The organism is Azospirillum sp. 11R-A (assembly GCF_049472615.1).
GTDB classification, from domain to species: domain Bacteria; phylum Pseudomonadota; class Alphaproteobacteria; order Azospirillales; family Azospirillaceae; genus Azospirillum; species Azospirillum palustre.
The window spans coordinates 84,231-107,411 of sequence record NZ_JBCEBL010000015.1; the positions used below are offsets into that span (position 1 = coordinate 84,231).

21 protein-coding genes are annotated in these 23,181 nt (G+C 70.0%); 10 read left to right on the forward strand and 11 right to left on the reverse strand.

Going from position 1 to position 23,181, the window contains the following annotated elements:
• Positions 1-37: 37 nt before the first annotated feature.
• A complete protein-coding gene (locus VH569_RS20105; RefSeq protein ID WP_423317451.1) occupies positions 38-847 on the reverse strand; it encodes an AraC family transcriptional regulator in 810 nt (269 codons plus the stop codon).
• A 93-nt stretch (positions 848-940) separates the two neighbouring features.
• On the opposite strand from VH569_RS20105, the gene VH569_RS20110 reads away from it, so the two are divergent.
• From VH569_RS20110 to VH569_RS20120, 3 genes are read left to right on the forward strand one after another with little or no spacing between them, the layout of a single operon-like run.
• The gene (locus VH569_RS20110) at positions 941-3,079 is read left to right on the forward strand and encodes an FUSC family protein (RefSeq protein WP_423317318.1); all 2,139 of its coding nucleotides are present in this window, start codon (positions 941-943) and stop codon (positions 3,077-3,079) included.
• Entirely contained in the window at positions 3,076-3,291 is a 216-nt protein-coding gene (locus VH569_RS20115) for a DUF1656 domain-containing protein (protein ID WP_423317320.1), read from the forward strand. The genes VH569_RS20110 and VH569_RS20115 overlap by 4 nt, the downstream gene beginning before the upstream one ends.
• On the forward strand, positions 3,288-4,172 hold the full coding sequence (locus VH569_RS20120) for an efflux RND transporter periplasmic adaptor subunit (RefSeq protein WP_423317322.1): 885 nt from the start codon (positions 3,288-3,290) through the stop codon (positions 4,170-4,172). Before VH569_RS20115 ends, VH569_RS20120 begins: the two co-directional genes overlap by 4 nt.
• A gap of 41 nt (positions 4,173-4,213) precedes the next feature.
• Here the strand turns inward: VH569_RS20120 and VH569_RS20125 are convergent, their stop codons facing one another.
• Both VH569_RS20125 and VH569_RS20130 read right to left on the reverse strand, forming a co-directional pair.
• Positions 4,214-4,696 (reverse strand): hypothetical protein, encoded by a 483-nt coding sequence (locus tag VH569_RS20125; protein WP_423317324.1) that lies wholly within the window; start codon positions 4,694-4,696, stop codon positions 4,214-4,216.
• A 108-nt stretch (positions 4,697-4,804) separates the two neighbouring features.
• Positions 4,805-5,554: an SDR family oxidoreductase gene (locus tag VH569_RS20130; protein ID WP_423317326.1), complete on the reverse strand. Its 750-nt coding sequence runs from the start codon at positions 5,552-5,554 to the stop codon at positions 4,805-4,807.
• A gap of 97 nt (positions 5,555-5,651) precedes the next feature.
• On the opposite strand from VH569_RS20130, the gene VH569_RS20135 reads away from it, so the two are divergent.
• Positions 5,652-6,602 carry an AraC family transcriptional regulator gene (locus VH569_RS20135; RefSeq protein WP_423317328.1) on the forward strand — a complete coding sequence of 317 codons (951 nt, stop codon included), beginning with the start codon at positions 5,652-5,654 and terminating at the stop codon, positions 6,600-6,602.
• 21 nt (positions 6,603-6,623) lie between these two features.
• Here the strand turns inward: VH569_RS20135 and VH569_RS20140 are convergent, their stop codons facing one another.
• The 8 genes from VH569_RS20140 to VH569_RS20175 all read right to left on the reverse strand — a co-directional run bounded on the left by VH569_RS20140 (position 6,624) and on the right by VH569_RS20175 (position 14,371).
• Positions 6,624-7,457, reverse strand: a complete 834-nt coding sequence (locus VH569_RS20140; protein WP_423317330.1) for an enoyl-CoA hydratase — start codon at positions 7,455-7,457, stop codon at positions 6,624-6,626.
• Between the two features lie 25 nt (positions 7,458-7,482).
• Positions 7,483-8,550, reverse strand: coding sequence for an ABC transporter ATP-binding protein (locus VH569_RS20145; protein WP_423317332.1), 1,068 nt, complete (start codon positions 8,548-8,550; stop codon positions 7,483-7,485).
• Complete coding sequence (locus VH569_RS20150; protein WP_423317334.1) at positions 8,547-10,313, reverse strand: ABC transporter permease; 1,767 nt, start codon at positions 10,311-10,313, stop codon at positions 8,547-8,549. Before VH569_RS20150 ends, VH569_RS20145 begins: the two co-directional genes overlap by 4 nt.
• A gap of 117 nt (positions 10,314-10,430) precedes the next feature.
• Positions 10,431-11,486: an extracellular solute-binding protein gene (locus tag VH569_RS20155; protein ID WP_423317336.1), complete on the reverse strand. Its 1,056-nt coding sequence runs from the start codon at positions 11,484-11,486 to the stop codon at positions 10,431-10,433.
• A 60-nt stretch (positions 11,487-11,546) separates the two neighbouring features.
• Positions 11,547-12,305 carry an SDR family oxidoreductase gene (locus tag VH569_RS20160; protein ID WP_423317338.1) on the reverse strand — a complete coding sequence of 253 codons (759 nt, stop codon included), beginning with the start codon at positions 12,303-12,305 and terminating at the stop codon, positions 11,547-11,549.
• The gene (locus tag VH569_RS20165; RefSeq protein ID WP_377811038.1) at positions 12,302-12,763 is read right to left on the reverse strand and encodes a MaoC family dehydratase; all 462 of its coding nucleotides are present in this window, start codon (positions 12,761-12,763) and stop codon (positions 12,302-12,304) included. The genes VH569_RS20160 and VH569_RS20165 overlap by 4 nt, the downstream gene beginning before the upstream one ends.
• Positions 12,760-13,191: a Zn-ribbon domain-containing OB-fold protein gene (locus VH569_RS20170; protein WP_423317340.1), complete on the reverse strand. Its 432-nt coding sequence runs from the start codon at positions 13,189-13,191 to the stop codon at positions 12,760-12,762. Before VH569_RS20170 ends, VH569_RS20165 begins: the two co-directional genes overlap by 4 nt.
• Before the next feature lie 10 nt (positions 13,192-13,201).
• Entirely contained in the window at positions 13,202-14,371 is a 1,170-nt protein-coding gene (locus VH569_RS20175; RefSeq protein WP_423317342.1) for a thiolase C-terminal domain-containing protein, read from the reverse strand.
• Positions 14,372-14,802: 431 nt separating this feature from the next.
• Here VH569_RS20175 and VH569_RS20180 point away from each other — a divergent pair, with 431 nt between their 5' ends.
• The 6 genes from VH569_RS20180 (at position 14,803) to VH569_RS20205 (ending at position 23,171) form a co-directional block, all read left to right on the forward strand.
• Positions 14,803-16,005, forward strand: a complete 1,203-nt coding sequence (locus tag VH569_RS20180; RefSeq protein ID WP_423317344.1) for a CaiB/BaiF CoA transferase family protein — start codon at positions 14,803-14,805, stop codon at positions 16,003-16,005.
• A 137-nt stretch (positions 16,006-16,142) separates the two neighbouring features.
• The gene (locus tag VH569_RS20185; RefSeq protein ID WP_423317345.1) at positions 16,143-17,054 is read left to right on the forward strand and encodes a LysR substrate-binding domain-containing protein; all 912 of its coding nucleotides are present in this window, start codon (positions 16,143-16,145) and stop codon (positions 17,052-17,054) included.
• A gap of 70 nt (positions 17,055-17,124) precedes the next feature.
• The gene (locus tag VH569_RS20190; RefSeq protein WP_423317346.1) at positions 17,125-18,645 is read left to right on the forward strand and encodes a malonate--CoA ligase; all 1,521 of its coding nucleotides are present in this window, start codon (positions 17,125-17,127) and stop codon (positions 18,643-18,645) included.
• Positions 18,642-19,142 (forward strand): thioesterase family protein, encoded by a 501-nt coding sequence (locus VH569_RS20195; protein WP_423317347.1) that lies wholly within the window; start codon positions 18,642-18,644, stop codon positions 19,140-19,142. The genes VH569_RS20190 and VH569_RS20195 overlap by 4 nt, the downstream gene beginning before the upstream one ends.
• A 100-nt stretch (positions 19,143-19,242) precedes the next feature.
• Positions 19,243-20,670, forward strand: coding sequence for an ABC transporter substrate-binding protein (locus VH569_RS20200; protein WP_423317349.1), 1,428 nt, complete (start codon positions 19,243-19,245; stop codon positions 20,668-20,670).
• Positions 20,667-23,171: an ATP-binding protein gene (locus tag VH569_RS20205; RefSeq protein ID WP_423317351.1), complete on the forward strand. Its 2,505-nt coding sequence runs from the start codon at positions 20,667-20,669 to the stop codon at positions 23,169-23,171. Before VH569_RS20200 ends, VH569_RS20205 begins: the two co-directional genes overlap by 4 nt.
• Positions 23,172-23,181: the final 10 nt, after the last annotated feature.

Sequence of the window (23,181 nt, forward strand, 5' to 3'; positions counted from 1 at the left end):
CCGGGGGATCTCCACACTCTCCTGCACGTCGGCTCAGCTATCGCGACAAGGCCGACAGCTTCGCCCTGCGCTGGGTGAAATATTGTGCCGGCGTGCTTCCCAGGGCCTTCTTGAACATCGTGATGAAGGCGTTGACCGACTCGTAGCCGAGCGTGTCCGCCACCGTCTGCACCGCGGCCCCACCGGCCAGTTCGCGAAGCGCCACGACAAGGTGCAGCTGCTGCCGCCAGCGTCCGAAGGTCAGGCCGGTCTCGCGGAGCATCAGACGGGCCAGCGACCTCTCGCTCATCGCGACGCGTCTGGCCCAGTCCCCCAAGGTGCTGCGGTCGGACGGTTCGAGCGTCAGGGCATCGGCAATCGCCCGGATCTTCGGATCGTTGGAGATGGGCAGGTTGAAGTGTTCGCGCGGCATCCCGGCCAGCTCGTCCAGCGTCACCCGTGCAAGCCGGGCGGCGTGGCTGTCCGGCGGATAGTCCAGAACCTCACCGGTCAGCCGGTTGACCAGTTCCCGCACCAGCGGAGAGATCGACAGGGTGCAGCAGACCTCGGGCAGGTTTGCCGCTCCCGGCTCGACGAACAGGTAGCTGAGCCGGGCATTCGCCGTCGTTCTGACGCTGTGCGGCATGCCGCCCGGAATCCACACGCCGCAATCGGGCGGCACGATCCAGATCTCGTCGTCCGCGGTGCAGGTGACGGCGCCATGCAGCGCCAGAATCAGCTGTCCCCGCCGATGCACATGCACCGGCACCTCCGCCTCGTAGTCCGCGAAGTCGAGCAGGCGTGCGACGGCAGGCCGGTCCGCAAGATCGGGGTCGAAGACGGAAACGGCGGACCGTGACCCGGACATCGCATTCGGCATGATCGGTTTTGGCATGATTGAGGGATTTTTTGACAGGATACCTAATTTATCTGGCCGCGCAACGCGCCGATACTCGGGGGCATGAGAACCCACCATGCTTCGAACCGGCTCCTGACGGCCACCGGGATCGCGCTGCTGCGGACGGATGCGGACGCGCTGCTCTTCTCGGCGAAAAGCTTCGCCGCGGCGATGCTGGCCTATTACATCGCGCTGCGCGCAGGGGTGCCGAAGCCCTCCTGGGCCATCGTCACCGTCTACATCGTTTCGCAGACCTCGGCCGGCGCGTCGCTCAGCCGCGGCGTCTACCGCTTCGCGGGCACGATTGTCGGTGCGGCGGCAACCGTGGCGATCATCCCCTGTTTCGTGAACGATCCGCTTGTCTGCAGCGTGGTCCTCGCCGGCTGGATCGGCCTGTGCCTCTATCTCTCGCTGCTCGACCGCACCGCGCGGGCCTATGCCTTCGTTCTGTCCGGCTACACCGCCAGCCTGATTGGCTTTCCCGGCGTGTTCAATCCCGCCGCCATCTTCGATACGGCGTCGGTGCGGGTCCAGGAGATCTCCATCGGCATCCTCTGCGCCGTCCTGGTGCATCGCTTCGTCCTGCCGAAGCGCATGACCGGCCAGTTCACCGCCAAGCTGTCGGCGACGCTGCGGGATGCCCGCCGGCTGGCGGGCGATGCGCTCCATGGAAGCTCCGGGCCGGAGATCCGCCGCGACCGCGACCGGCTCGCCGGCGATCTACTCGCCCTGCAAGGGCTGGCCGGTCACCTGCCCTACGATCCGGTCCCGGTGACGCCGAGCCGCGAGACGCTGCACCTGATCCATGACCGGCTTGCACGGCTGCTGCCGCTCGCGACGGAGGTCGGGGACCGCATCCATGCGCTGCGCGACGGAGACCGCAGCCTGCCCAACGAGCTGGACAACGAACTGGCCGCACTGCTGGATGAGGCGGGGCATTGGCTCGCAGCCGCCGATGCGGCTGGGCGGGATGCCGTCGCGATCCGGCTGATCGACCGCGCCCGGACGCTGCGGACACGCATTGCCGCGGAGGCCGCGACGGCCGGCGACAGGCTTGCGGCCAACCTCGCCGGCCATCTCGCCGAGATGATCGGCCTGCTTCACGAGTGCGACCGGCTGGGACGGATCGTTGGACGGAGCAGCGCGCGGACCGCCATTGCCGCCACCATGCCGCCGGACGCCGCAGCGCACCGCCGCGCCGGGCACGCGACAGGCTATGTCTATCACCGCGACCCCTGGATGGCGGCCCGGAGCGCGCTGGGCGCGGTCGCCGGCATCGTCATCGGCTGCGCGTTCTGGATCTGGTCGGCTTGGCCGGAGGGCGGGCTGGCGGTGTCGATCCTGGGCGTCTGCTGCGCCCTGTTCGGCAACGTCGACACGCCGGCGCCGAATGTCGTCAAATACATGACCGGCTCGCTCGTCGGGGTGGCGGTCAGTCTGGTCTACGGCTTCGCCATCCTGCCCCGCGTGACGGATTTCGCCGGTCTCGCCGCGGTGCTCGCGCCGGCCTTCCTGGTCGCCGGCTCGCTGCAAGCCCGGCCGCCGACGACCTACATGGCGCTCGGCATCACCCTGACGATCCCGATCCTGTCGGGGCTGGGCGCCAGCTATGCCGGCGACTTCGCCGGGTCGCTCAACAGCGTCGTCGCGCTGTTCGCGGCGACAGGATTTGCCGTCGTCAGCATGAGCCTGTTCCAGACCATCCCGGTCGATGCGGCAATCGGCCGGCTGCTTCGGCTGAACCGGCGGGATGTCAGGCGGCGGGCCCTGGGCGGCGCACCCGACGAGTCGCTCTGGACGAGCCTGATGATCGACCGGACGGCGCTGCTGCTGCCGAGGCTCCGGCTGTCCGGGGCATCCCACCCGGATGTGCTCGACGACACCCTGCACCATCTCCGCGTCGGTCACGCCGCCGGCCGGTTTCATCGGGCGATCCGGCATCTCGACGCCAGTGACGGCGCCAGTGACGGGGAGATCGCTTATGACGGGTTCGAGCTTCTCACCGCGATTGCCCTGCGCTTCGGCCCCGGATACCGGGCGGGACCTTCCGATGCCACGGCACTGCACCGGCGCATCGAAGCGCTGACGGCGCGGATCGCCGAAAGCCCGATTGCCGACCGTGCTCTGCTGCTCGACCTGCTCATCGACCTCCGGTTCGCCCTCGGTTTGGGCGGTGCGGTGGCTTGGGAGAACGACCGATGATCCTCGATCTCGATTTCGGGGGCGTCTTCCTCCCCGGTCTGCTGGTGCTTGCCCTGGCGGCGCTCGCCGGCACCGTCGCGCTGGTCCGTCTCTTCGCGGCTGCGGGGCTCTTCCGCCTGGCCGCCAGCCGGCCGCTCGTCGAACTCGCCACCTTCGCCCTCCTCTACGGCCTGCTTTTGCAGGCTCTGCCCTCCAGCGGAACATTCCAATGAAAGCTGTGCTGTCCCTGCTCGGGCGCTATGCCCTGACCCTTTGCTTCGGCACGGCTGCCGCCGTCGTGGCGTTGCAGGTGTGGAACCGTCACGAGCAGACGCCGTGGACGCGGGATGCCAGGGTGAGCGCGGAGGTGGTTCAGATCGCGCCGGAGGTTTCCGGGACCGTGGGTGCCGTCTCTGTCGCCGACAACCAGTATGTGCATCGGGGCGATGTCCTCTATGCGATCGACCCCAGGCGGTTCTCGCTCGCGGTGGCGTCCGCACAGGCGGAGGCCGAAGCCCGGCGCCAGGACATGCTTGTCCGGCAGGCGGCGGCGCGGCGGCGAAGCCAGCTCCGCGAGGTCATCTCGCAGGAGGATGTGCAGCAGACGGCCGGTGCCGCAGCACAGGCGGCGGCGACCTATGACGGCGCGGTGGCGGCGCTCGATCTCGCCAAGCTCAACCTCGCGCGGGCGACGATCCGGGCGCCGGTCGACGGGTATGTCACCAATCTGCGGCTGCGGCCCGGCGACTATGCCACGGCCGGCGTGACGAAGATCGCCATCCTCGACGCCACCAGCTTCTGGATCACCAGCTATTTCGAGGAAACGAAGCTGCGGCGTATCCGTGTCGGCAGCCCGGCGCAGATCATGCTGATGGGCTTCGACGAACCGCTGTCCGGCCATGTCGAAAGCATCGGCCGGGGCATCGAGGACAGCAACGGAACGCCCGGCCACCTCGGCCTGCCGAATGTCGAGCCGACCTTCAGCTGGGTCCGCCTCGCCCAGCGCATACCGGTGCGCATCCGCATCGACCGGGTGCCGCCCGGCGTCGAACTGGCGGCGGGCATGACGGCGACCGTCGCCATCGGGTCCGCAACCGCTGCCGACGCGCTGTGACCGGCCGCGTCGGATGTCGCGTCGGACGGCGCGACTGCCGCTCAAGGCGGCGGGGGCCGCCGGCCGCGGGCGATTTCGACCGGGTAATCGGCGAAGAAGACCGGAAAGGTCCCATGCTCCGCTTGCCCCAGCATGGCGACATACCAGCCGGCATAGGCCCAGTCCGCACCCTGGCCGTCGCGGGCGATCTCGGGAAACCGCTCGACGAACTTCGCGGCGAGATGGCGGGCGGAATCCTGCGCCGAATCCTCCCATCCGAAATAACGGTCCTTCTGGCCCGTGCTGTAGCTGGCGACCTGCCAGCTCCAATCGAGCGGCTCCCACCCGTTCGGGGCCACATTGCCCGCCGGCGTGACGTGGCAGCGCCAATGGCATCCGGACGGGGCCATGCCGGGCGCGATCCTGAGGCGCTGGTACCCGACCTTGTGAAGCTCGCCCACCATGGCGAGCAGGCGGCCGGCCCAGCGGATGGCCGGATCGGTGGGCGGAGACAGCGACACCGGCATGACCTGCACCCCGTCCATCCGCATCTCCTCCCACTATTGACCGATCATCGATTCAGCCATCGCCGTGCCGGCCTTGCAAGCGTCCCGGGACAGCCCGGCCCCCGCGGCGTCGCGGTGTTCCGGAGTTCAGCCGGCCTCGGCCATCCATGCTTCGGCATCGGCGCCTGCGGGGATGCGCAGGGGCGCCGAGGGATCGGTCGCGGTGCGCCAGATCGCTTGCGCGACATCCTCGGCATGGGTCACCGGACCCGAGTTGCTGCGCATCCCCGTCAACATGCGCTCGATCAGCGGCTGGTAATCGGGGTCGTCGAGGCCGCGCAGATGCTGGCGCGCGCTTTCGCCGAACTTCGTTTCGGGCGAACGGCCGGGCATCACCAGATGCACCCGGATGCCGAAGGGCTCCAGTTCGACCGCCAGGGATTCGGTGTACGCATCCACCGCGGCCTTGCTCGCGCGATAGACGCCGATCAGCGGAAGCGGCTTGAGGAGGGCGGCCGAGGTGACGTTGATCACCACGCCCGCACGGCGTTCGCGGAACTGCGGCAGTGCGGCCTGGAGCATCGCCAGCGTGCCGAGCGTGTTGGTCTCGAAGAGGGACTTCGCCGTTTCCGGGCTCGTCAACTCCACCGGGACGGGTGCGCCGAAACCGGCATTGTTGACCAGCACGTCGATTGGACCGGCATCGCCGATCAGCCGATCGATGCTGCTCCGGTCGGTGATGTCGAGCGGCAGGACGCGCAGACGCTCGGACGCGGGCAGCATGTCCGCGCGCCCGCTGCGCGTCGTCGCGATGACAGTCCAGCCGCGGTCGAGGAAGAGCCGGACGGTCTCAAGGCCGAAGCCGGACGAGCAGCCGGTGATGAGGATGGTGGACATGCGAGGCCTCGTTTCATTGGTGTGGCCTGCATACTAGCCATGGAGAGCAGGACGGTATACGGTTGGGCGTCCTCATTTCTACGCAGATGGTCCTGATTTGCGCGTCGATCCGCTTGCCGAAGTTGTCAGCCTCCTGAAACCCGCCGCGCGGTTTTCAAAATTCGTGGAGTGCGCCGGGTCCTGGCGCATCCGGCGCGAAGGCACCGGGGAGCCGTTCTATTGCGCGATCCTGGAAGGCAAATGCCGGATGATGGTGAACGGCCACACGCCGGCGGTGCTCGAAGCCGGGGATTTCGTCATGGTCCCGGCCATGCAGGAATTCATCAACGAGAGTCCGGTGCCGCCGCCGCCCGGTGTGTTCGAAAGGCCGGCGGAGATCGGACCCGGTCAATTCCGGGCGGGCCAATTCCGGGCCGGATGTGCGGAAGGGTCTCCGGATTTGCGCATGCAGGTCGGGCACTGCGTTTTCGATTCGCCCGACGCCCCGCTTCTGGTGCCCCTGCTGCCCCGCACCGTGATCGTCCGGGGCGAACCCCGTCTTCTGACGGTGATGCAGCTCGTCAGCGACGAATCGCAGGCGCGCAGGTCGGCCCGCGACCTTGTCCTGGAGCGGTTGCTGGAGGTGCTGCTGATAGAGGCGTTCCGCTGTGCCGGCAGCGTGGATGGCGCACCGGGCTTGGCGCGCGGGCTTGCGGATCCGCGGCTGGCCGACGCGTTGGGCGCGATGCACGCCGAGCCGGGCCGCAGCTGGACGGTGGCGGAACTCGCCGCCGAAGCGGGAATGTCGAGATCCGCCTTCTTTGCCCGCTTCGACCGGGTCGTCGGCGTGGCGCCGATGGAATATCTGCTCTCCTGGCGCATGGCGCTGGCCAAACAGCTTTTACGCGACAGCGAATTCGGGGTCGAGGAGGTTGCGGAGCGTGTCGGCTACAGCTCGGCCAACACGTTCACCGTCGCCTTCACGCGCTTCCAGGGCGTTTCGCCGGCACGCTACTCACGGTCGCCCGAGACCGGCGAAGGCCCGATGCCGGTGGGGGATCGACGCTGAGTTTTCAAATCCGCGCGACACTCAGCTCCCGCTCCAGACCGGGGGGCGTTTTTCCAGGAACGCGGCGATGCCTTCCTGATAGTCGGCCGACAGGTAGCAGCGGCGCAGCAGGTCGCCGTCGATGTCGCGCGGCAAATCGTGGTCGCGCAACCGGCGCAGCCCCTCGCGCGTCGCCCAAAGGGTCAGGGGGGCCAGCGCGGCCAGCTCCTCCGCCACCTGCTGCCCATGGGCGGTCAGCTCGTCCTCGCCGGCGACGACGGTGCGCACCGCCCCGGCCGCCGCCAGATCGGCAGCGCTCAGCAGGCGGGCGCTGAAGATCATCTCCCGTGTCCGCGCGGTGCCGAGCAGCATCGACAGCCTCGCCAGATTCTTGACGCTCAGGCAGTTCCCCACCGTGCGGGCGATGGGAAAGCCGAAGCGCACCGACGGCGAGGCGATGCGCACGTCGCAGCTGGAGGCCAGCAGCGCCCCCTCGCCGATGCAGGGGCCCGAGAGAACGGCGACCGTCGGCACGCGCACTCCCTCCAGGGCCATCGCCGCCGCCTCGGCGCGGGTCTCCAGGATGGTGAAATCCTCGGGCGAGGAGACGCTTTGCAGGCAGGACAGGTCGGCCCCGGCCATGAAGGCCGGCTTGTCACCGGCCGCACCGGTCAGGGCAAGCGCCTTCACGGTGGGATCGGCATCGACCGCCCGGCAGATCTCGATCAGCCGATCCTCCATCCAGGGGGTCATGGCGTTGCGGGCGCGCGGACGGTTGAAGATCACCCATTCCACGGCACCGCGCCGCTCCGTCAGGATTTCGGGGGCAGCGCCCGTCGGGGTGCTAGGCGGGGCGCCGGTTGTCGGATCGGTCATGATCGAGGATATCCTTGAAGGGTTTTCAGGCGGAGGGGGCCAGGATCTGGCAGGCGTCGATGGGGAGATGGACTGTCGTCACCGCACCCGGTCCGTAACGCCGCTCCGGCGGCACGAAGGCGCGGATCGTCCGTCCCTCGCCGATGTCGACCAGCACGTCGCGATGCTCGCCGAGATAGGCGGAACGGACGATTGTGCCGGGCAGGCTGTTGCAGGACAGGCCGCCGTCATCGTCCAGCCGCACCTTGGAGGGGCGCACGCAGAGCGAGACGGAACCGCCGCGCGCCACCCCGCTGCGGTCGGGCGCGGTCAGCACGCGGTCGCCGATGCGGATGCTGCCCTCGCCCTCGCCAGTGCCGGGCAGCTCGTTGTTCGAGCCGATGAAGCGGGCGACGAAGGCGTTGGCTGGCCGCTCGAACACGTCCTCGGGCGTGCCGAACTGCTGGACCGCCCCCGCCTTCATCACGGCGATGCGGTCGGCGGTGACCAGCGCCTCCGACTGGTCGTGGGTGACATAGACGGTGGTGATGCCCAGGAGGTCGTGGACCTGCCGGATCTCGAAGCGCATCTCCTCGCGCAGATGGGCGTCGAGATTGGACAGCGGCTCGTCGAGCAGCAGGATGGAGGGCTCCACCACCAGCGCGCGGGCCAGCGCCACGCGCTGCTGCTGGCCGCCCGACAGCTCGGACGGGTAGCGGTCGCGCAGGGCCTCCAGCCGGACGGTGCGCAGGGCGCGGGTCAGCCGCTCGGCGATCTCGGCCTTGGGCAGGCGGCGGATGCTCAGCCCGAAGGCGACATTCTCGGCCACCGTCTTGTGCGGCCAGACCGCGTAGTTCTGGAAGACCAGCGAGATGCCGCGCCGCTCCGGCGGCAGCACCCCGCGCGGCGAGGAGAGCAGCACGTCGTCGGCCCAGATCTCGCCCTCGGTCGGGCTTTCGAAGCCGGCCAGCAATTGCAGGGTGGTCGATTTCCCGCAGCCCGACGGTCCCAGCAGCGCCAGCAGCGTGCCGTTGGGAACCTGGAGGTCGATGCCGCGTAGCGCGGTGTAGCTGCCGAAGGACTTGCGCAGATTGGTGATGCGGATGCCGCTCATGAGGGAACTCCGGCCGCCGTGGCGGTCTTGCGGGAGGTGCGCCGGGCGCCGGTCAACCCGGCGAGCGGGCGGGCCACCGCCACGAGGAACAGCGTGATCAGGAGGAGAAGGACGCTCATCGCGCAGACGGCTTCGTAATTGCCGCCGTCCTTGGCGTTGTAGATCAGCGTGGTCATCACGTTGGTCTTCGGCGTGATCAGGAAGACGGCGACCGACAGCTCGCGGATGATCGGGATGAAGACCAGGAACCAGCCCGACACCAGCCCGCCGCCCATCAGCGGCAGGGTGATCGACAGGAAGGTCCGCGCCTCGCCGGCGCCCAGGCTGCGGGCGGCGCGCTCCAGCTCCGGCCCGATGCCCTTCAGGATCGACCCGCCATGGGAATAGGCGATGGGCAGGAAGGTGGCGGCGAAGGCGGCGATCAGCAGCAGCGGCGTGCCATAGAGGTTGAGGGGCGCGCGGGTGTAGGCGGCGAAGAAGCCGACCGACAGGACGATGCCGGGGATGACGATGGGCACCGTCGCTACCGCCCCCAGCAGGGAGGCGCCGACCATCAGCCGCCGCTCGACGATGTAGGCGACCAGCGTGCCGAGCGCCACGCACAGCGTCGCCCCCAGCGTCGAATAGACCAGCGAGTTGACGATGGCGGTGTGGGTTTCCGAATTGCCGAAGATCGCCCACCAGTACCAGTAAAGCGACAGGTTCTCCCAGCTCAGACCCTGGCCCCAGGCGCGGGTCAGCGACACCGTCAGCAGGGCGGCGTAGGGCAGGAAGACCGACACCAGCGGCACCAGCAGGGCGAGGAACAGCGCGGGCCAGCGCCAGCCGCCGAGCCGGATCTGCCGCCCGGCGCGCGTCTTGCCGGAGATGGTGACGTACTGCTTGCGGCCGAGATAGCGGCGGCGCATCCAGAACAGGGCGCCGGTGACCAGCAGCAGCGGCATGCAGTAGGCGGCGGCCAGATAAATCTCTGGCGGGAACAGCTGGTAGAACTCGGCCAGCTTGGTGGTGACCACCGGGATGCCGGTCGGCGTCAGCAGGAAGGCCGGGACGCCGAACAGCGTCAGACCCTGGATGAAGGACAGGATGAAGCTGGCGATCACCGCCGGTGCGGCCAGCGGGATGGTGATGCTGACCATCGTCCGCAGCACGCCGCAGCCGAGCGTCGTCGCCGCGTCCTCCAGCTCCACCGCCATCTCGTCGAGCGCGCTCGACACCATGGTGAAGCTGTAGGGGACGGTGTAGATGCCGCAGACGAAGATGGCGCCGGCCATCGAATAGATGTTCAGCGGCGCCCCGGCGCCCTCGCCGGCCAGCCAGCGCCACGCGGTGTTGAGCCAGCCCGAATTGGGCGCGGCCAGCAGGATCCAGCCGGTGGCGCCGATGAAGGACGGAGTGACGAAGGCGGTCAGCGTCAGGACGCGGATGGTGCGGCGAAACGGCAGGTCGGTGCGCGACACCAGCCAGGCCAGCGGCACGCCGATGCCGACCGCGATCAGCGCCGTGGCGGCGGCCAGGATCAGGGAATTGACCAGCGGCTCGACCAGCTCGGCCGACTGGACGACGCGCGCGTAGTTGTTCAGGGTCCAGGCGCCGGTCGCGTCGTCGTGCAGGCTGTTGAACAGCACCCAGCCGAAGGGCTGGACCACCAGCAGCGCCAGGAGAAGGATGACGGCGCCGAGGACCGCCGCCTTGACGAGCGGCACCCGCGCCATGACGGGCCGGGATTCGGCGTCGCGGGAACTGGTTGAAATGACCCCCATTGGGTCCGCCTCCCGTTGCCAGGGATGGGCCCTGCGGCCCAGCATGATGGAGTGTTCCCGAACCTGCGGCCGGGTGGCAACCGCCGCCGGTCCGGGATTTGGAACCTTTCGGGGAGGCTAGCGCACCAGCTCCTTCCACTTGGCGATGCCCTCGGCCACTTCGGCGGCGAGGTCGTCGCCGCTGTTGCGGTACCATTTCAACTGGTCCAGCGAGCGGCCCTCGGCCCAGGCGACGTCGGTGCGCAGCGTCGGCCAGTAGTTCTTCGACAGGATGTCGGAGACCTCCCTGGAATAGAGGAAGTTGGTGAACAGCCGGGCGGCGTTGGGGTGGGGCGCCTTCACCGGGATGCCGGTCAGGCCGAGGTTAAGGATGGCGTCGTCGGTCGGCACGCTGACGTCGATGGGGTTGCCCGCCGCCTTCTGGGTCAGCGTGTAGCTGAAGGGCGCGCCGGATCCGACCACGCGCTCGCCGGCCAGGATGTCGGTGACGGTGTCGACGTTGGACTGGCCGACCTTCGGCTTCTGCTGGCCGAAGCGGCGCAGGTAGTCGTCGCCGTACTTGCGGCGGATGGCGACCACCCAGCTCGCCACGTCGCCGGAGAAGGCGGGGCTGCCGGTGGTGATCTTGCCCTTCCACTGGTCCTCCAGCAGCGCCATCCAGCTCGTCGGCGGGGCGGAGACCTTGCCCGGCGCGTAGTTGATGCTGGTCAGGCTGATGGCGCCGACATGGTACATGGCGTCCTTGTCCAGCCCCTTGAAGGCGGCGGGCAGCATGGCCGCGTCGGGCGGGTCGTAGGCGGCGAGCGCGCCGATCTTCTTCAGTTCGGTGTAGTGCAGCAGGTTGGTGGTGCCCAGGGAGTCGCATTCGGCGACGCCGTTCTGCAATTCCAGCCGCAGGCGGGTGTAGACGGTCTGCGAGGCCTGGCGGAGAAGCTGGACCTCGATGCCCGGATACTTCGCCTTGAAGGCGTCGCGGATCGCCTCCATCGTCTGCTGCTCGTAGGAGCCCCAATAGAGCGTCAGCGCGCCTTCCTTGCGGGCGGCGGCGTAGAGCGGATCGTCTTGTGCTGCCGCCAGCCGGGCGAAGCCGGTTCCGGCGAGGCCGCCGGACAGCAGCGCCGCCCCGGCCAGTCCACCCGTCTTCAGAAGCCCGCGGCGAGAGATGTCCGTCATGTTCGTCGTCCCTGTTCGGTGTTGCGAGTATGCCGTTTTCGGCTTGGTTGGTTTTCGTGCTCAGTAGTCGCCGGTGGTGGCGCCGCCGTCGGCGACGATGGTCTGGCCGGTGATGTAGGAGGCATCGTCCGACGCCAGGAAGGCGACGATGGCGGCGATCTCCTCCGGCTTGCCGAGGCGGCCGATGGGGGTCTTGCCGACCCATTGCGCTCGGATCGCCTCCGGCACGCCCTCGACGATGCTGGTCTCGACCACACCGGGGGCGACGGCGTTGACCAGGATGCCGCGCCGGGCGCCTTCCAGCGCCGCCGTCCGCGTCAGCCCGACCACGCCGGCCTTGGAGGCCGAGTAGTTGGCCTGCCCGAAGGTGCCGAGCATGGCGGTGGAGGCGATGTTGACGATGCGGCCCCAGCCGCGGTCGCCGACCAGCCTGAACGCCGTCTGGCAGCCGAGCCACGTGCCGCGCAGGTTGACGTCGAGGACGGCGCTCCAGTCCGCGTCGCTCATCTTCACGAGCGAGCGGTCGCGGACGATGCCGGCGACGTTGACCAGGATGTCGACGGCGCGGAACGGCTCGGGCAGGGCGGCGACGGCCGCCTCCCAGCTCGCCCGGTCGGCCACGTCGAGCTGTACGGCAAAGGCGTCGGCGCCGCCGTCGCGCAAGTCCGCGGCGACCCGCCCGGCCGGTTCCAGCCCGATGTCGGCGACGATGACGGCGGCGCCCTCGGCCGCCAGCCGCCCGCACACCGCGCGGCCGATGCCGCCGCCGCCGCCGGTCACGAAGGCCGTGCGGCCCGTCAGACGATCCTGCATGCTCATGCCGTCACCTGCCCCTTGGCCTGGCGTCCGATGGAGAAGACATCCTCCCCCTCCTGCACGGTGTCGCCCGTCTGGTTGCGGACGGTGATGCCGACGCGGACGATGCCGCGGTCGGGCTTCGACGCGCTGGGGCGGACCTCCAGCACCTCGGCCTCGTATTGAATGGTGTCGCCGGCGAAGACCGGGCCGACGAAGCGGCGGCGGGTCTCCAGGAAAGCCAGGATCGCCCAGTCGTCGATGGCGGAGCGCAGGCCGGTGCTCATCGAATGGGTCAGCATGCCGTGGGCGATGGTACGGCCGAAGCCGTTTGCCCTGGCCGCCTCGGCGTCCATATGCAGCGGGTTGAAGTCGCCGGTCAGCCCGGCGAACCAGACGATGTGCGCCTCGGTCACGGTGACGCGGCTGGACAGCGCGCGGGCGCCCGGTTCGATGTCGTCGAGGTGGATGGTCTCGGTCATGCGTCGCTCCCTGATGCGTCGCCGGGGGGGCGGAAGATCGGCAGGCTGATGGTCTCGTCCAGGCGATGGAAGGCGACAGCCAGCGGCAGACCGGCGCGAAGATCGCCTTCGGCGATGCCCTCGACCCGCGAGAAGATTGTGACGCCCTCCTCCAGCCGGACCAGGGCGCAGGTGTAGGGATTGCCACGCGTGTTGCCGCGATGGACGACGGAATAGCTGAGAAGCTCGCCGCGTCCGCTCGCCTCGACCCATTCGGGGGTGGCGTGGGGGGCGTGGATGGAGTGGGCGCGCGGGTACCACTGGTACAGCCCGGTCTCCGGGCAGCGTTGGATCAGGAAGCGTCCCTCGCGCGCCGCCTCCCAGAAGGGGGCGGAGGTTTCGTCGGGGATGGGCAGAACGGTCATGGCGGTTGTCGTCACGTCGGTCATGGATGCCCCCTTACACGGCGAGGATGGCGGTGGCGGCGGAACAGAAGGTGCCGCCCAGTCCATGGGCCAGCGCGACCTTGGCGTCCGGCACCTGGATGCCCGGGGCGTCGCCGCGCAGCTGGCGGACGCTTTCGATCAGGGTGAAGATGCCGCGCTTGCCCGGATGGTTGGAGGACAGGCCGCCGCCGTCGGTGTTGGTCGGCAGGCTGCCGCCATCGGCCGCCAGATTGCCGGCCGCGACGAAGGGGCCGCTCTCGCCGCGCCCACAGAAGCCCAGATCCTCCAGCGCCAGCATCGGCGTGATGGTGAAGGCGTCGTAGATCTGCGCCACGTCGATGTCGGCGGGGGTCATCCCGGCCATGGCGAAGGCGCGCGGGCCGGACAGGGCGGCGGGGGTGGAGAGGTCGTCGGGGATCTGGCTGTTCTGGGTCCGGGCGACGGCGGCGCCATAGCCGGCCAGATAGACCGGGCGGCGCTTCAAATCGCGCGCCCGTTCGCGGCTGGTCATCACCAGCGCGCCGCCGCCGTCGGTGACGACGCAGCAGTCCAGCCGGTGCAGCGGCGAGGCGATCGTCGGCGAGGCCAGCACGTCCTCCACCGTGATCGGCTTGCGCAGCCGGGCCTGGGGGTTGGCGGCGGCGTGGCCGCGGAAGGTGACGGCGACCTGGGCCAGCTGCTCCGGCGTCGTGCCGTAAAGGTCCATATGGCGGCGGGCGAACAGGCCGTAGGTGGAGATCAGCGTCGGTGCATAGGGGATCTCGTACTGGCCCGGCCCGGCCGGGAAGACGAAGGGATCGAAGGACGGGGTGGAGAGCGGCCACCAGCGCGGGCAGGCGGCATAGCTGATGACCACGACCTCGGCCAGCCCGGCGGCGATGGCGGCGGCGGCCTGACCGGCCTGCAAGATGTAGGAGCAGCCGCCGACGTCGGTGCTGTTCACGTAGGTCGGCTGGATGCCGATATATTCGGCCAGCTCGATGACGTCCATCGTGCCGCCGCCCTCGGCCCAGTCGCCGGACGCCGCGCAAAGCCCGTCCACATCCGTCAGCGTCAGCCCGGAATCGTCGAGCGCGCCCAGGATGCACTCCATCTGGAGGGCGAAGGGATGGACGCGCGGTGCGTCCCGGCGGGGGGACTCATAGGCGCCGACGATGGCGGTCTTGCCCGAAAGCTGCTTCACGCGCTGGTCGTCCTTTCACGGTTGCAGGAGCCCTGGCGCCGGCGGCGGAGCGCCGGCGTGCAAAGAGGGGTCCATCGAACAAGTATTGGAAGACGAGGCGATGGGGCGGCACGGGGAACGCGAAGATGTCCCGGCATCCATCATAGAACTCGATCGCCGCCGGTGCGCTCCCGGCAAGATCGAGAATACCGGACACCCTCCGTGTCACAAGCAGAAAAAAGTGTGCGCTCCGGTGCATGGAGCGCACCAATGGCCGGCGGCCGTCCGGTGCGTTTGCTGCACCGGATTGGGCCAAACTAAGCGATTGTTTTCGGAGCGCCGCGGCGCAAGCCTTTGGGCATGCCTTTCCCGTCCAAACCCTGGTCGGCGCCTTGCGGCGCGGCCATCTCCGGCCCGGACCACCGGCGTCCGGCAGCCCCGAAGGACCGCTCATGACCAACACGGAAACCCAACGCCGGGACGGCCCGCTGGCCGGCGTGCGCGTTGTCGATCTCACCCACATGTTGGCCGGCCCCTACAGCACCTGGCTGCTCGGCGCGCTGGGCGCCGACGTCATCAAGATCGAGCGTCCGGGCAAGGGCGATTTCACCCGCGTCATCGCCCCCTTCAGCGACGACGAGAGCATTTACTTCATGAGCGTCAACCGCAACAAGCGGAGCCTTACGCTCAACTTGAAGGAGGAGAAGGGAAAGGAGATCTTCAGGCGCATCGTCGCCACCAGCGACGTGCTGGTGGAGAACAACCGGGCCGGCACGATGGACCGGCTGGGGCTGGGCTACGACGACCTGAAGCCGGTCAACCCGAAACTGGTTTACGCCTCGATCTCCGGCTTCGGGCAGGACGGCCCCTACCGCCACCGGCCCTGCTTCGACGTGGTGGCCCAGGCGATGTCCGGCATGATGAGCATCACCGGCGAGCCCGGCGGCCAGCCGGCCCGCGTCGGCGCCTCCATCGGCGACATCGGGTCGAGCCTGTTCGCCACCATCGGCATCCTGTCGGCCTTGCAGAAGCGGGCCGCCACCGGGGAGGGCAGCTTCATCGACGTGGCGATGCTGGATTGCCAGCTGGCGCTGATGGAGAACGCCATCGCCCGCTATCTGAATGCCGGCGACGTGCCGCGCGCGCTGGGCAGCCGCCATCCGCTGATCGCCCCCTTCCAGTCCTTCCCCACCGCCGACAAGCCCATCGCCGTCTGCGTCGACACCAACGAACAGTGGGAGCGGCTGGTCGGCGCCATGGGGCTGGAACATCTGCTCGCCGACCCGCGCTTCCTCACCGGCTCCCTGCGCAACGCGCACCATGCGGAGCTTGAGCCGCTGCTGATTCCGGTCTTCGCCGGACGCACCCGCGACGAGTGGCTGGAGCGGCTGGAGGCGGCGGACGTGCCGTCCAGCCCGATCAACAGCGTGGCCGACGCGCTGGTCGACCCGCAGGTGGTTCACCGCGGCATGGTGGTGGAGGTGCCGCCGAACTCCGGCAAGCGCTTCGCCGCCGTGCCGATCCACATGCAGGGCGCTCCCCTGGCGGCCGAGGCCCCGGCGCCGCGGCTGGGCGAGCACACCGACGCCATTCTGGCCGAGCTGGGCTTTGCCGCCGCCGACATCGAGGCGCTGCGCAGCGCCGCGGTGGTGTGAGGATGGGCGGGCGGGTGCCGAAGGAAATGGCCGGAAACGGGGCGCGTGCGGTGCTGGCGAAAATGCTTCATGATGGCATCGGATCCGCCCCGTTGCACACCGCTCCGCCTTATACCGCCCCAATGACCCAGCCCCGCATGGCGCGCCGCCTTCCTCCGCTCCTCGCGCTTCGCGCCTTCGACGTCTTCGCCCGGCTGGGCACCGTGCGCGCCGCCGCCGACGAACTGGCGGTGTCGCACACCGTGGTGTCCCGCCACATCCAGAACCTGGAGCAGTCCGTCGGCGTCAAGCTGGTGGCCAAGTCGGGGCGGGGCCTGTCCCTGACCCGCGAGGGCACCCGCTTCGCCGCCCAGATGCACCGCGCCTTCGATCTGATCGCCGACGCCAGCAACGAGCTGCGCAACGGCGGGATCGAGGCGGTGCACATCTGCTGCCTCGCCGGTCTGGCCTCGCGCCGCCTGCTCGGCCGGCTGCCGGACCTGGAGGCGGCGATGGACGGGCGCGAGGTGATCCTGCAACCGACCTCCGCCCGGCCCGATTTCAGCCGCGGCGAGGCCGATGTCGAGATCATGTATCTGGAGGACGGTGCCGCCACCGTCGCCGAGGGGCTGCGCGCCGAGATGTTCGCCAAGCCGCGCATCCTCGCCATCGCCAGCCCGGAGTTCAAGGCGCGCTATCCCGACGTGCGGACCGCCGCCGATCTGGTCGGGCTGCCGCTGATCCACGAGCAGTCCACCGGCATGTGGGAGGCGTGGCTGGAGGAGGCCGGCGTCGGCGACCTGCCGCGGCTGCGCGGTCCGCGCCTGTGGCAGGCCCATCTGACCATCGAGGCCGCCCGGCTCGGGCGCGGGGTGGCGCTGGTCAGCGACCTGCTGGTCATCGACAATCTCGCCAGCGGCGAACTGGTGGAGATGGTGCGCAGCGACGTCACCATCGGCGGCTATTACCTCATCGCCCCGGCGCAGAAATGGAACACGCCGGTCATCGCCGCGATCCGGCAATGGCTGCGCGACGTGTTCCCGCCGTCGGAGGCCCAGTCGACCTCCTGATAGCCCGATCTCCTGAATTTCACCATCCGGGGCGGCGCCGCCCGGCTCCCGGCCATCGCGGAACCCGACCATGTCCCACACCTTGCCCAACCACACCCTTTTCGACCATCTGCTGAACCCGGTCATCGATCAGTCCCGCCTTGCCATCGAGACGGCGGACGGCGGACGCCTCTCCTATGGCGCTCTGCGCGCCGCCACCGGCCGCATGGCGAACGCGCTGGCCGCCGCCGGTGTGCGTCCCGGCGACCGCGTCGCCGTGCAGGTCGAGAAGTCGGTCGAGGCGCTGGTGCTGTATCTCGCCTGCCTGCGGGCCGGGATGGTCTATCTGCCGCTGAACACTGCCTACACCCCGGCGGAGCTGAGCTATTTCGTCGGCGACGCCGAACCGGCCCTGGTGGTCTGCGACCCGGCGCGTCTCGACGCCATCACGGCGCTGGCCGGGGCCGTCGCGGTGCGCACGCTGGACGCGCGCGGGCAGGGCAGCCTGACCGAGGCGGCGGCCGGACAGCCGGAGGAGTTCGCCACCGTCGCGCGCGGGCCGGACGATCTGGCCGCCATCCTCTACACCTCGGGCACCACCGGGCGGTCGAAGGGGGCGATGCTGACGCAGGAGAACCTGCTGTCCAACGCGCGGGTGCTCCAGTCCGAATGGCGCTTCGGGCCGGACGACGTGCTGCTGCACGCCCTGCCGATCTTCCACACCCACGGGCTGTTCGTCGCCTGCAACCTCGTGCTGCTGTCCGGCGCCTCGATGGTCCTGCTGCCGCGCTTCGACCCGGCCGACGTGCTGGCCCGGCTGCCGGCCGCCACGGTGATGATGGGGGTGCCGACCTTCTACACCCGCCTGCTCGGCCAGGAGGGGTTGACGCCCGAAGCGTGCCGGACGATCCGGCTGTTCGTTTCCGGCTCCGCCCCGCTGCTGGCCGAGACCCACCGCGCCTGGGAGGAGCGCACCGGCCACCGCATCCTGGAGCGCTACGGCATGACCGAGACCGGCATGCTGACCTCCAACCCCTATGACGGCGACCGCGTGGCCGGCACCGTCGGCTTCCCGCTGCCGGGTGTCGGGCTGCGCATCGCCGACCCGGCAACCGGCGTGCCGCTGCCGGGCGACGCCATCGGCGCCATCGAGGTGCGCGGCCCCAACGTCTTCAAGGGCTACTGGCGCATGCCGGAGAAGACGGCGGCGGAGTTCCGGCCGGATGGTTTCTTCATCACCGGCGACCTCGGCCGTGTCGACGGGCGGGGCTATGTCCACATCGTCGGGCGCGGCAAGGACCTGATCATCAGCGGCGGCTTCAACGTCTATCCCAAGGAGGTCGAGGGCGAGATCGACGAGCTGCCCGGCGTGCTGGAAAGCGCCGTGATCGGCATTCCCCATCCCGATTTCGGCGAGGCCGTCGTCGCCGTCGTGGTTGCGGACGGCACCGCACCGGTCACCGAGGCCGCCATCGCCGCCGCCCTGAAGGACCGGCTTGCCCGCTACAAGCAGCCCAAGCGCGTGGTGGTGGTGGACGAGCTGCCGCGCAACAGCATGGGCAAGGTGCAGAAGGCGCAGCTTCGCGATACCCACGCAGGGGTGTTCGGATGAGCGGTCCCGCCCTGCCGCCGCTTCCCACCGAAATCCTGACCTCCGGACCGTTGCGGGTCGCGGAGGAGTGGATCGACCTCTACGGCCACATGAACATGGCGCGCTATGTCGCCCTGTTCGACGAGGTCGGCTATGTGCTCCAGGAGCGCTGGGGGCTGGGGGAAACCTACACCGGCGAGACCCGGAAGGGGCTGTTCGTGGTCGACGTCGCGGTCAGCTACAAGCGGGAGCTGATCGCCGGCACGCCGCTGACGCTGGCGCTGCGGCTGCTGGAGGCCGACGCCAAGCGTCTCGTCAGTCTGATGGAACTGCGCCGCGCCGACGACGGCACGCTGGCCGCGACGATGGAGCAGCTGTCCGTCCATGCCGACCTGACGACGCGGCGGGTCGTCCCGTTCGAACCGCCGGTGGCGGAGCGGTTGCGCGATCTGGCGGCTGTCCATGGCGCGCTGCCGTTGCCGGCCGGTCACCGGCGCCGGCTGACCTGCCGGGGCTGAGACCGGACTCCGGTATCGGCCGGAATTTTGCTGGCTATCAAAACAATACTGCCGCATGCAAGCTGTCCCGCATTGGGAACTCGTTGTCGGTGGACGCAGCATGGTCGGTCGTCTTGGCGTTTGGGCAGTGCGGACGGTGGCGGGCATGGTCCTGCTGCTGCCGGGTGCCGGGGCTTCCGGCCAGGATCTGCCGGGCGGGGCGGAGGCGATCACCGTCCTGACCTCCTTTCCCGCCGCCTTCTACGAGCCGGTGCGCGACGCGTTCGAGCAGGCCTATCCCGACCAACGCCTGCATGTGATTAACACCAAGACGACCGCGGCGATCACCCAGTTGCAGGATCGCGTGGCGAAGGACGTCGACATCTTCTGGGCCTCGGCCCCCGATGCCTTCGAGGTGCTGAAGGCCGCCAGGCTGCTGGCGCCGGTGGCGCCGCGTCCGACCGGTGCTCCGGCGACCGTCGGCAACCAGCCCATCGACGACCCCGACGGCCTCTATCTCGGCTTCGCGCTGTCGGGATACGGGCTGATCTGGGACCAGTCCTATCTGGACCGCCATGGCATCGCCGCCCCGCGCCGCTGGGAGGATCTGCGCCGGCCCGGCTATGCCCGGCATCTCGGCATCACCTCGCCGTCGCGCTCCGGCACCATGCATCTGATGGTGGAGACGGTTCTGCAACTCCATGGCTGGGAGCGCGGCTGGGCGACATGGCTGGAGATCGCCGGCAATCTGGCGACCGTGACGGCGCGCAGCTATGGCGTGGTGGAGGGCGTCGGCAAGGGGCGCTTCGGCATCGGGCTCGCCATCGATTTTCTGGGGCAGGGGACAAGGCAGGAGTCCGGGCCGCGCGAGGGCGGGGGATTGGGGGGCACCACACCGGACAGCGGCGGCCTGCGGTTCGCCTATCCGGCCGACGGCGTGTTCCTGCCGGCCAGCGTGGCGATCCTGCGCACCGCCCCCAATCCGGCGGGAGCGAACCTGTTCATCGATTTCCTGCTGTCGCCGGCCGGGCAGGCCCTGATGCTGCGTCCCGACATCGGGCGCCTGCCGGTGCGCCCTGACGCCTACGCCGCGGCACCCGCCGGCTATCCGCTCCCGTACGCGCGGGAGACCGGCGACGACCTCTTCCTCTTCGACCGCGCCCTGTCCGGCCGCCGCTATGAGCTGGTCAATCTGCTGTTCGACGAGTTGATCACGTTCCGCGTGAAGACGCTCAACCGTGTCTGGCACCTGATCCATCAGGGCGAGAGCCGTCTCGCGGCCACGCCCGATCCGACCGCGCGCGACCTGCTGCGCACCGCCCGCGAGGCGGCGACGGCGGTCCCGGTCGACGCCGCCCAGGCCATCGACCCGGCCTTCTCCACCGCCCTGCGCCGGCCGGCGCGCGGCATGCCGGTGTCCGCCCGGCAGGGCGAGCTGGAGGAGGAATGGCGCGCCTTCTCGCAAGCCCGGCTGGAAACGGCACTGTCGGCGGCCGAACGCGCGCTGGTGATCCTGCGCGCCGCGGCCGGCGAAGGGGTCTGGCCGTGAGCGCGCTGGCGACGCCCTCTCCCGGTGGCCTGTCGGCCCGGCCGGGCGACGGTGCGGGCAGGCCGCGCTTCGGCATCCGGGCCCGGCTGTTCCTGGCCTTCGTCGCGGTGGCCACCTTGTCGGTGGTGGCCTGCGCGCTCGGCTGGCTGTCCTACGACCGGCTGGGCGGCACGCTGGACGAGTTCGCCGAAAGCCACCTGCCGGCCCTGGGCGTCGCTGCCAAGCTGGCGGAGGAGGGCGGCGCCATCATCGCCACCGCCCCCATCCTGGCCGGCAGCCGGACCGAGGACGAGATGGACGCGATCCGCGACGCGCTCGGCCGCCGCCTGACCACCCTGAGGGCGCTGACCGACGCCATCGAGGGCGGCGTTCCCGGCCTGCGCCCGGTGGTGGACTCGCTGGGCCGCAATCTGGCGGCGCTGGACGGCACGGTGCGCCAGCGGCTGGCGCTCGCCCGCCGGAACCAGGAGGCCATCGAACGGCTGCGCTGGCTGCATGCCGATTTCCTCGACGAGATCGATCCGCTGGTCGCCGACGCCCGCTTCAACATCCAGAGCGCGCTCGCCTCGGTGGAGAGCGGGAGGCCGTCGGCCGATGCCGTCCGCATCCTGCGCGAGGAGAACCGGCGCAGCGAGGCGCTGTTGCAGATCGGCGCCAACGGAAACCTCGCGGTCGGGCTGGTCGCGCGGGCGGCGACGCTCGCCACGGCGGAGCTGCTCGACGACAATGCCGGCTTCCTGGACGAGACCGCCGACCGGCTGCAACGCGACCTGACGGCGCTGGCCGGCTGGGCGGACGGCGTCTCGCTGCGGCAGCTGGTCGGCCAGCTTCTCGACCTCGCGCGCGGGGCCGACGGCAGCGTGCCGGCGCTGCGCCGGGAAGAGCTGGAGACGGCGGCGCGCGGACAGGCCCTGCTGGCGGAGAACCGCGACATCGTCGCCCGGCTGAACGGGCTGATCGCCCGGCAGGTCCAGGCGGTGGAGCGGGATTCCCGCGCCGCCGCCGCGCGCTCCGCCGGGGCGGTGGCGTTCGGCCGCTCCGCCCTGCTGGCGAGTGCGCTGGTCAGCCTGCTGGTGGCGGTGCTGGTGGCCTGGCTCTACGTCAACCGCAACCTGATCTCCCGCCTGACCCGGCTGGGCGATGCCGCCCGCGCCATCGCCGCCGGCGACCTCAAGGCCGACATTCCGCTCGGCGGCGGCGACGAGCTGTCGGACATGGCGGCGGCGCTGCTGGTCTTCCGCGACACCGCCATCGCGGTGGAGGAGGCCAACGCCCAGGCGATCATCGACAATGCCCAGGCCGGGCTGGCGATCACCGACGCGCAGGGCGTGATCGAGTTCGTCAACCCGCTCGCCGCCGCGCTGATCGCGCCGCCGCCCGGCGGCCAGGAAGGAGAGGCAGGGGAGGCCGGGCGCCTTGCCGACCGCCTGGATGCGGAGGCCGCCGCCCGCCTCGCGGCCTTCTTCGCGCAGGCGCCCTTCGCTCAAGTACCCGACGGTGCCGACGGTCCGGCGCCCACCCTGTCGATCCTGGCGACCGGGCGCCGCCCGGACGGCGGCGCGGTTCCGGTGCAGGTCGGCGTCCGTCCCTTCTGGCGGCGCCAGCGGCAACGCTTCATCGTCACCCTCACCGACATGACCGAGCGGCTGGAGGCCCAGCATGTGCTGGAGCGCACGGTGCAGGAGCGCACCACCGACCTGCGCGCCACCAACGACCGGCTGGAGCGCGCCATCGCCGAACACCAGCGCACCGAACGCGAGCTGCGCGAGGCGCAGGCGGAGCTGGTGCAGGCCGGCAAGCTGGCGGCGCTCGGCCAGCTCGCCGCCGGGGTCGGGCACGAGCTGAACCAGCCGCTGGCCGCCATCCGGTCCTACGCTCACAACGGGCGCAAGCTGATCGGGCTGGGCCGGGTCGAGGAGGCCGAGGGCAATCTCGGCAAGATCGCCGACCTGACCGCCCGCATGGCGAACATCACCAACCATCTGAAGCGCTTCGCCCGCCGTCCCGACAGCCGGCTGGGCGCGGTGGAGCTGGCGCCGGTGATCCAGGGCGCCCTGTCGCTGTTCGGCAACCGCCTGCGCGAGGAGGCGGTCGCGGTCGAGCTGGCGCTGCCGGACGCCGGTCCCGCCTCCGGCATGCCCTTGCGGGTCCGCGCCGAGGAGGTGCGGCTGGAGCAGGTGCTGGTCAATCTGCTGAGCAACGCGCTGGACGCCGTGGCCGGCGCGCCGGTCCGCCGCATCCTGATCCGCGCCGAGGTTGTGGAGGAGGGCGATGAGGGTGGTGCCGTCCGCATCGAGGTGCGCGACAGCGGGTCCGGCATCGCCGCCGATCCGGTCGCCCAGATCTTCGATCCCTTCTTCACCACCAAGCCGGTGGGGACGGGGCTGGGTCTCGGCCTGTCGATCTCCTACAACATCGTCCGCGACTTCGGCGGCGTGCTGTCGGTGGCCGAGAGCGGCCCCGATGGAACGGCCTTCGTCCTCACATTGACCCGTGCGTGAAAGCCTCTGC

Bases quoted from the DNA above. Each gene is read 5' to 3' on its own strand.
- VH569_RS20165 (WP_377811038.1), bottom strand. From the start codon at position 12,763: ATGACCGAGACCATCCACCTCGACGACATCGAACCGGGCGCCCGCGCG.
- VH569_RS20115 (WP_423317320.1), top strand. From the start codon at position 3,076: ATGATCCTCGATCTCGATTTCGGGGGCGTCTTCCTCCCCGGTCTGCTG.
- VH569_RS20105 (WP_423317451.1), bottom strand. From the start codon at position 847: ATGTCCGGGTCACGGTCCGCCGTTTCCGTCTTCGACCCCGATCTTGCG.
- VH569_RS20150 (WP_423317334.1), bottom strand. From the start codon at position 10,313: ATGGGGGTCATTTCAACCAGTTCCCGCGACGCCGAATCCCGGCCCGTC.
- VH569_RS20160 (WP_423317338.1), bottom strand. From the start codon at position 12,305: ATGAGCATGCAGGATCGTCTGACGGGCCGCACGGCCTTCGTGACCGGC.
- VH569_RS20180 (WP_423317344.1), top strand. From the start codon at position 14,803: ATGACCAACACGGAAACCCAACGCCGGGACGGCCCGCTGGCCGGCGTG.
- VH569_RS20110 (WP_423317318.1), top strand. From the start codon at position 941: ATGAGAACCCACCATGCTTCGAACCGGCTCCTGACGGCCACCGGGATC.
- VH569_RS20130 (WP_423317326.1), bottom strand. From the start codon at position 5,554: ATGTCCACCATCCTCATCACCGGCTGCTCGTCCGGCTTCGGCCTTGAG.
- VH569_RS20170 (WP_423317340.1), bottom strand. From the start codon at position 13,191: ATGACCGACGTGACGACAACCGCCATGACCGTTCTGCCCATCCCCGAC.
- VH569_RS20120 (WP_423317322.1), top strand. From the start codon at position 3,288: ATGAAAGCTGTGCTGTCCCTGCTCGGGCGCTATGCCCTGACCCTTTGC.
- VH569_RS20155 (WP_423317336.1), bottom strand. From the start codon at position 11,486: ATGACGGACATCTCTCGCCGCGGGCTTCTGAAGACGGGTGGACTGGCC.
- VH569_RS20190 (WP_423317346.1), top strand. From the start codon at position 17,125: ATGTCCCACACCTTGCCCAACCACACCCTTTTCGACCATCTGCTGAAC.
- VH569_RS20200 (WP_423317349.1), top strand. From the start codon at position 19,243: ATGGTCGGTCGTCTTGGCGTTTGGGCAGTGCGGACGGTGGCGGGCATG.
- VH569_RS20140 (WP_423317330.1), bottom strand. From the start codon at position 7,457: ATGACCGATCCGACAACCGGCGCCCCGCCTAGCACCCCGACGGGCGCT.
- VH569_RS20145 (WP_423317332.1), bottom strand. From the start codon at position 8,550: ATGAGCGGCATCCGCATCACCAATCTGCGCAAGTCCTTCGGCAGCTAC.
- VH569_RS20125 (WP_423317324.1), bottom strand. From the start codon at position 4,696: ATGGACGGGGTGCAGGTCATGCCGGTGTCGCTGTCTCCGCCCACCGAT.
- VH569_RS20185 (WP_423317345.1), top strand. From the start codon at position 16,143: ATGGCGCGCCGCCTTCCTCCGCTCCTCGCGCTTCGCGCCTTCGACGTC.
- VH569_RS20195 (WP_423317347.1), top strand. From the start codon at position 18,642: ATGAGCGGTCCCGCCCTGCCGCCGCTTCCCACCGAAATCCTGACCTCC.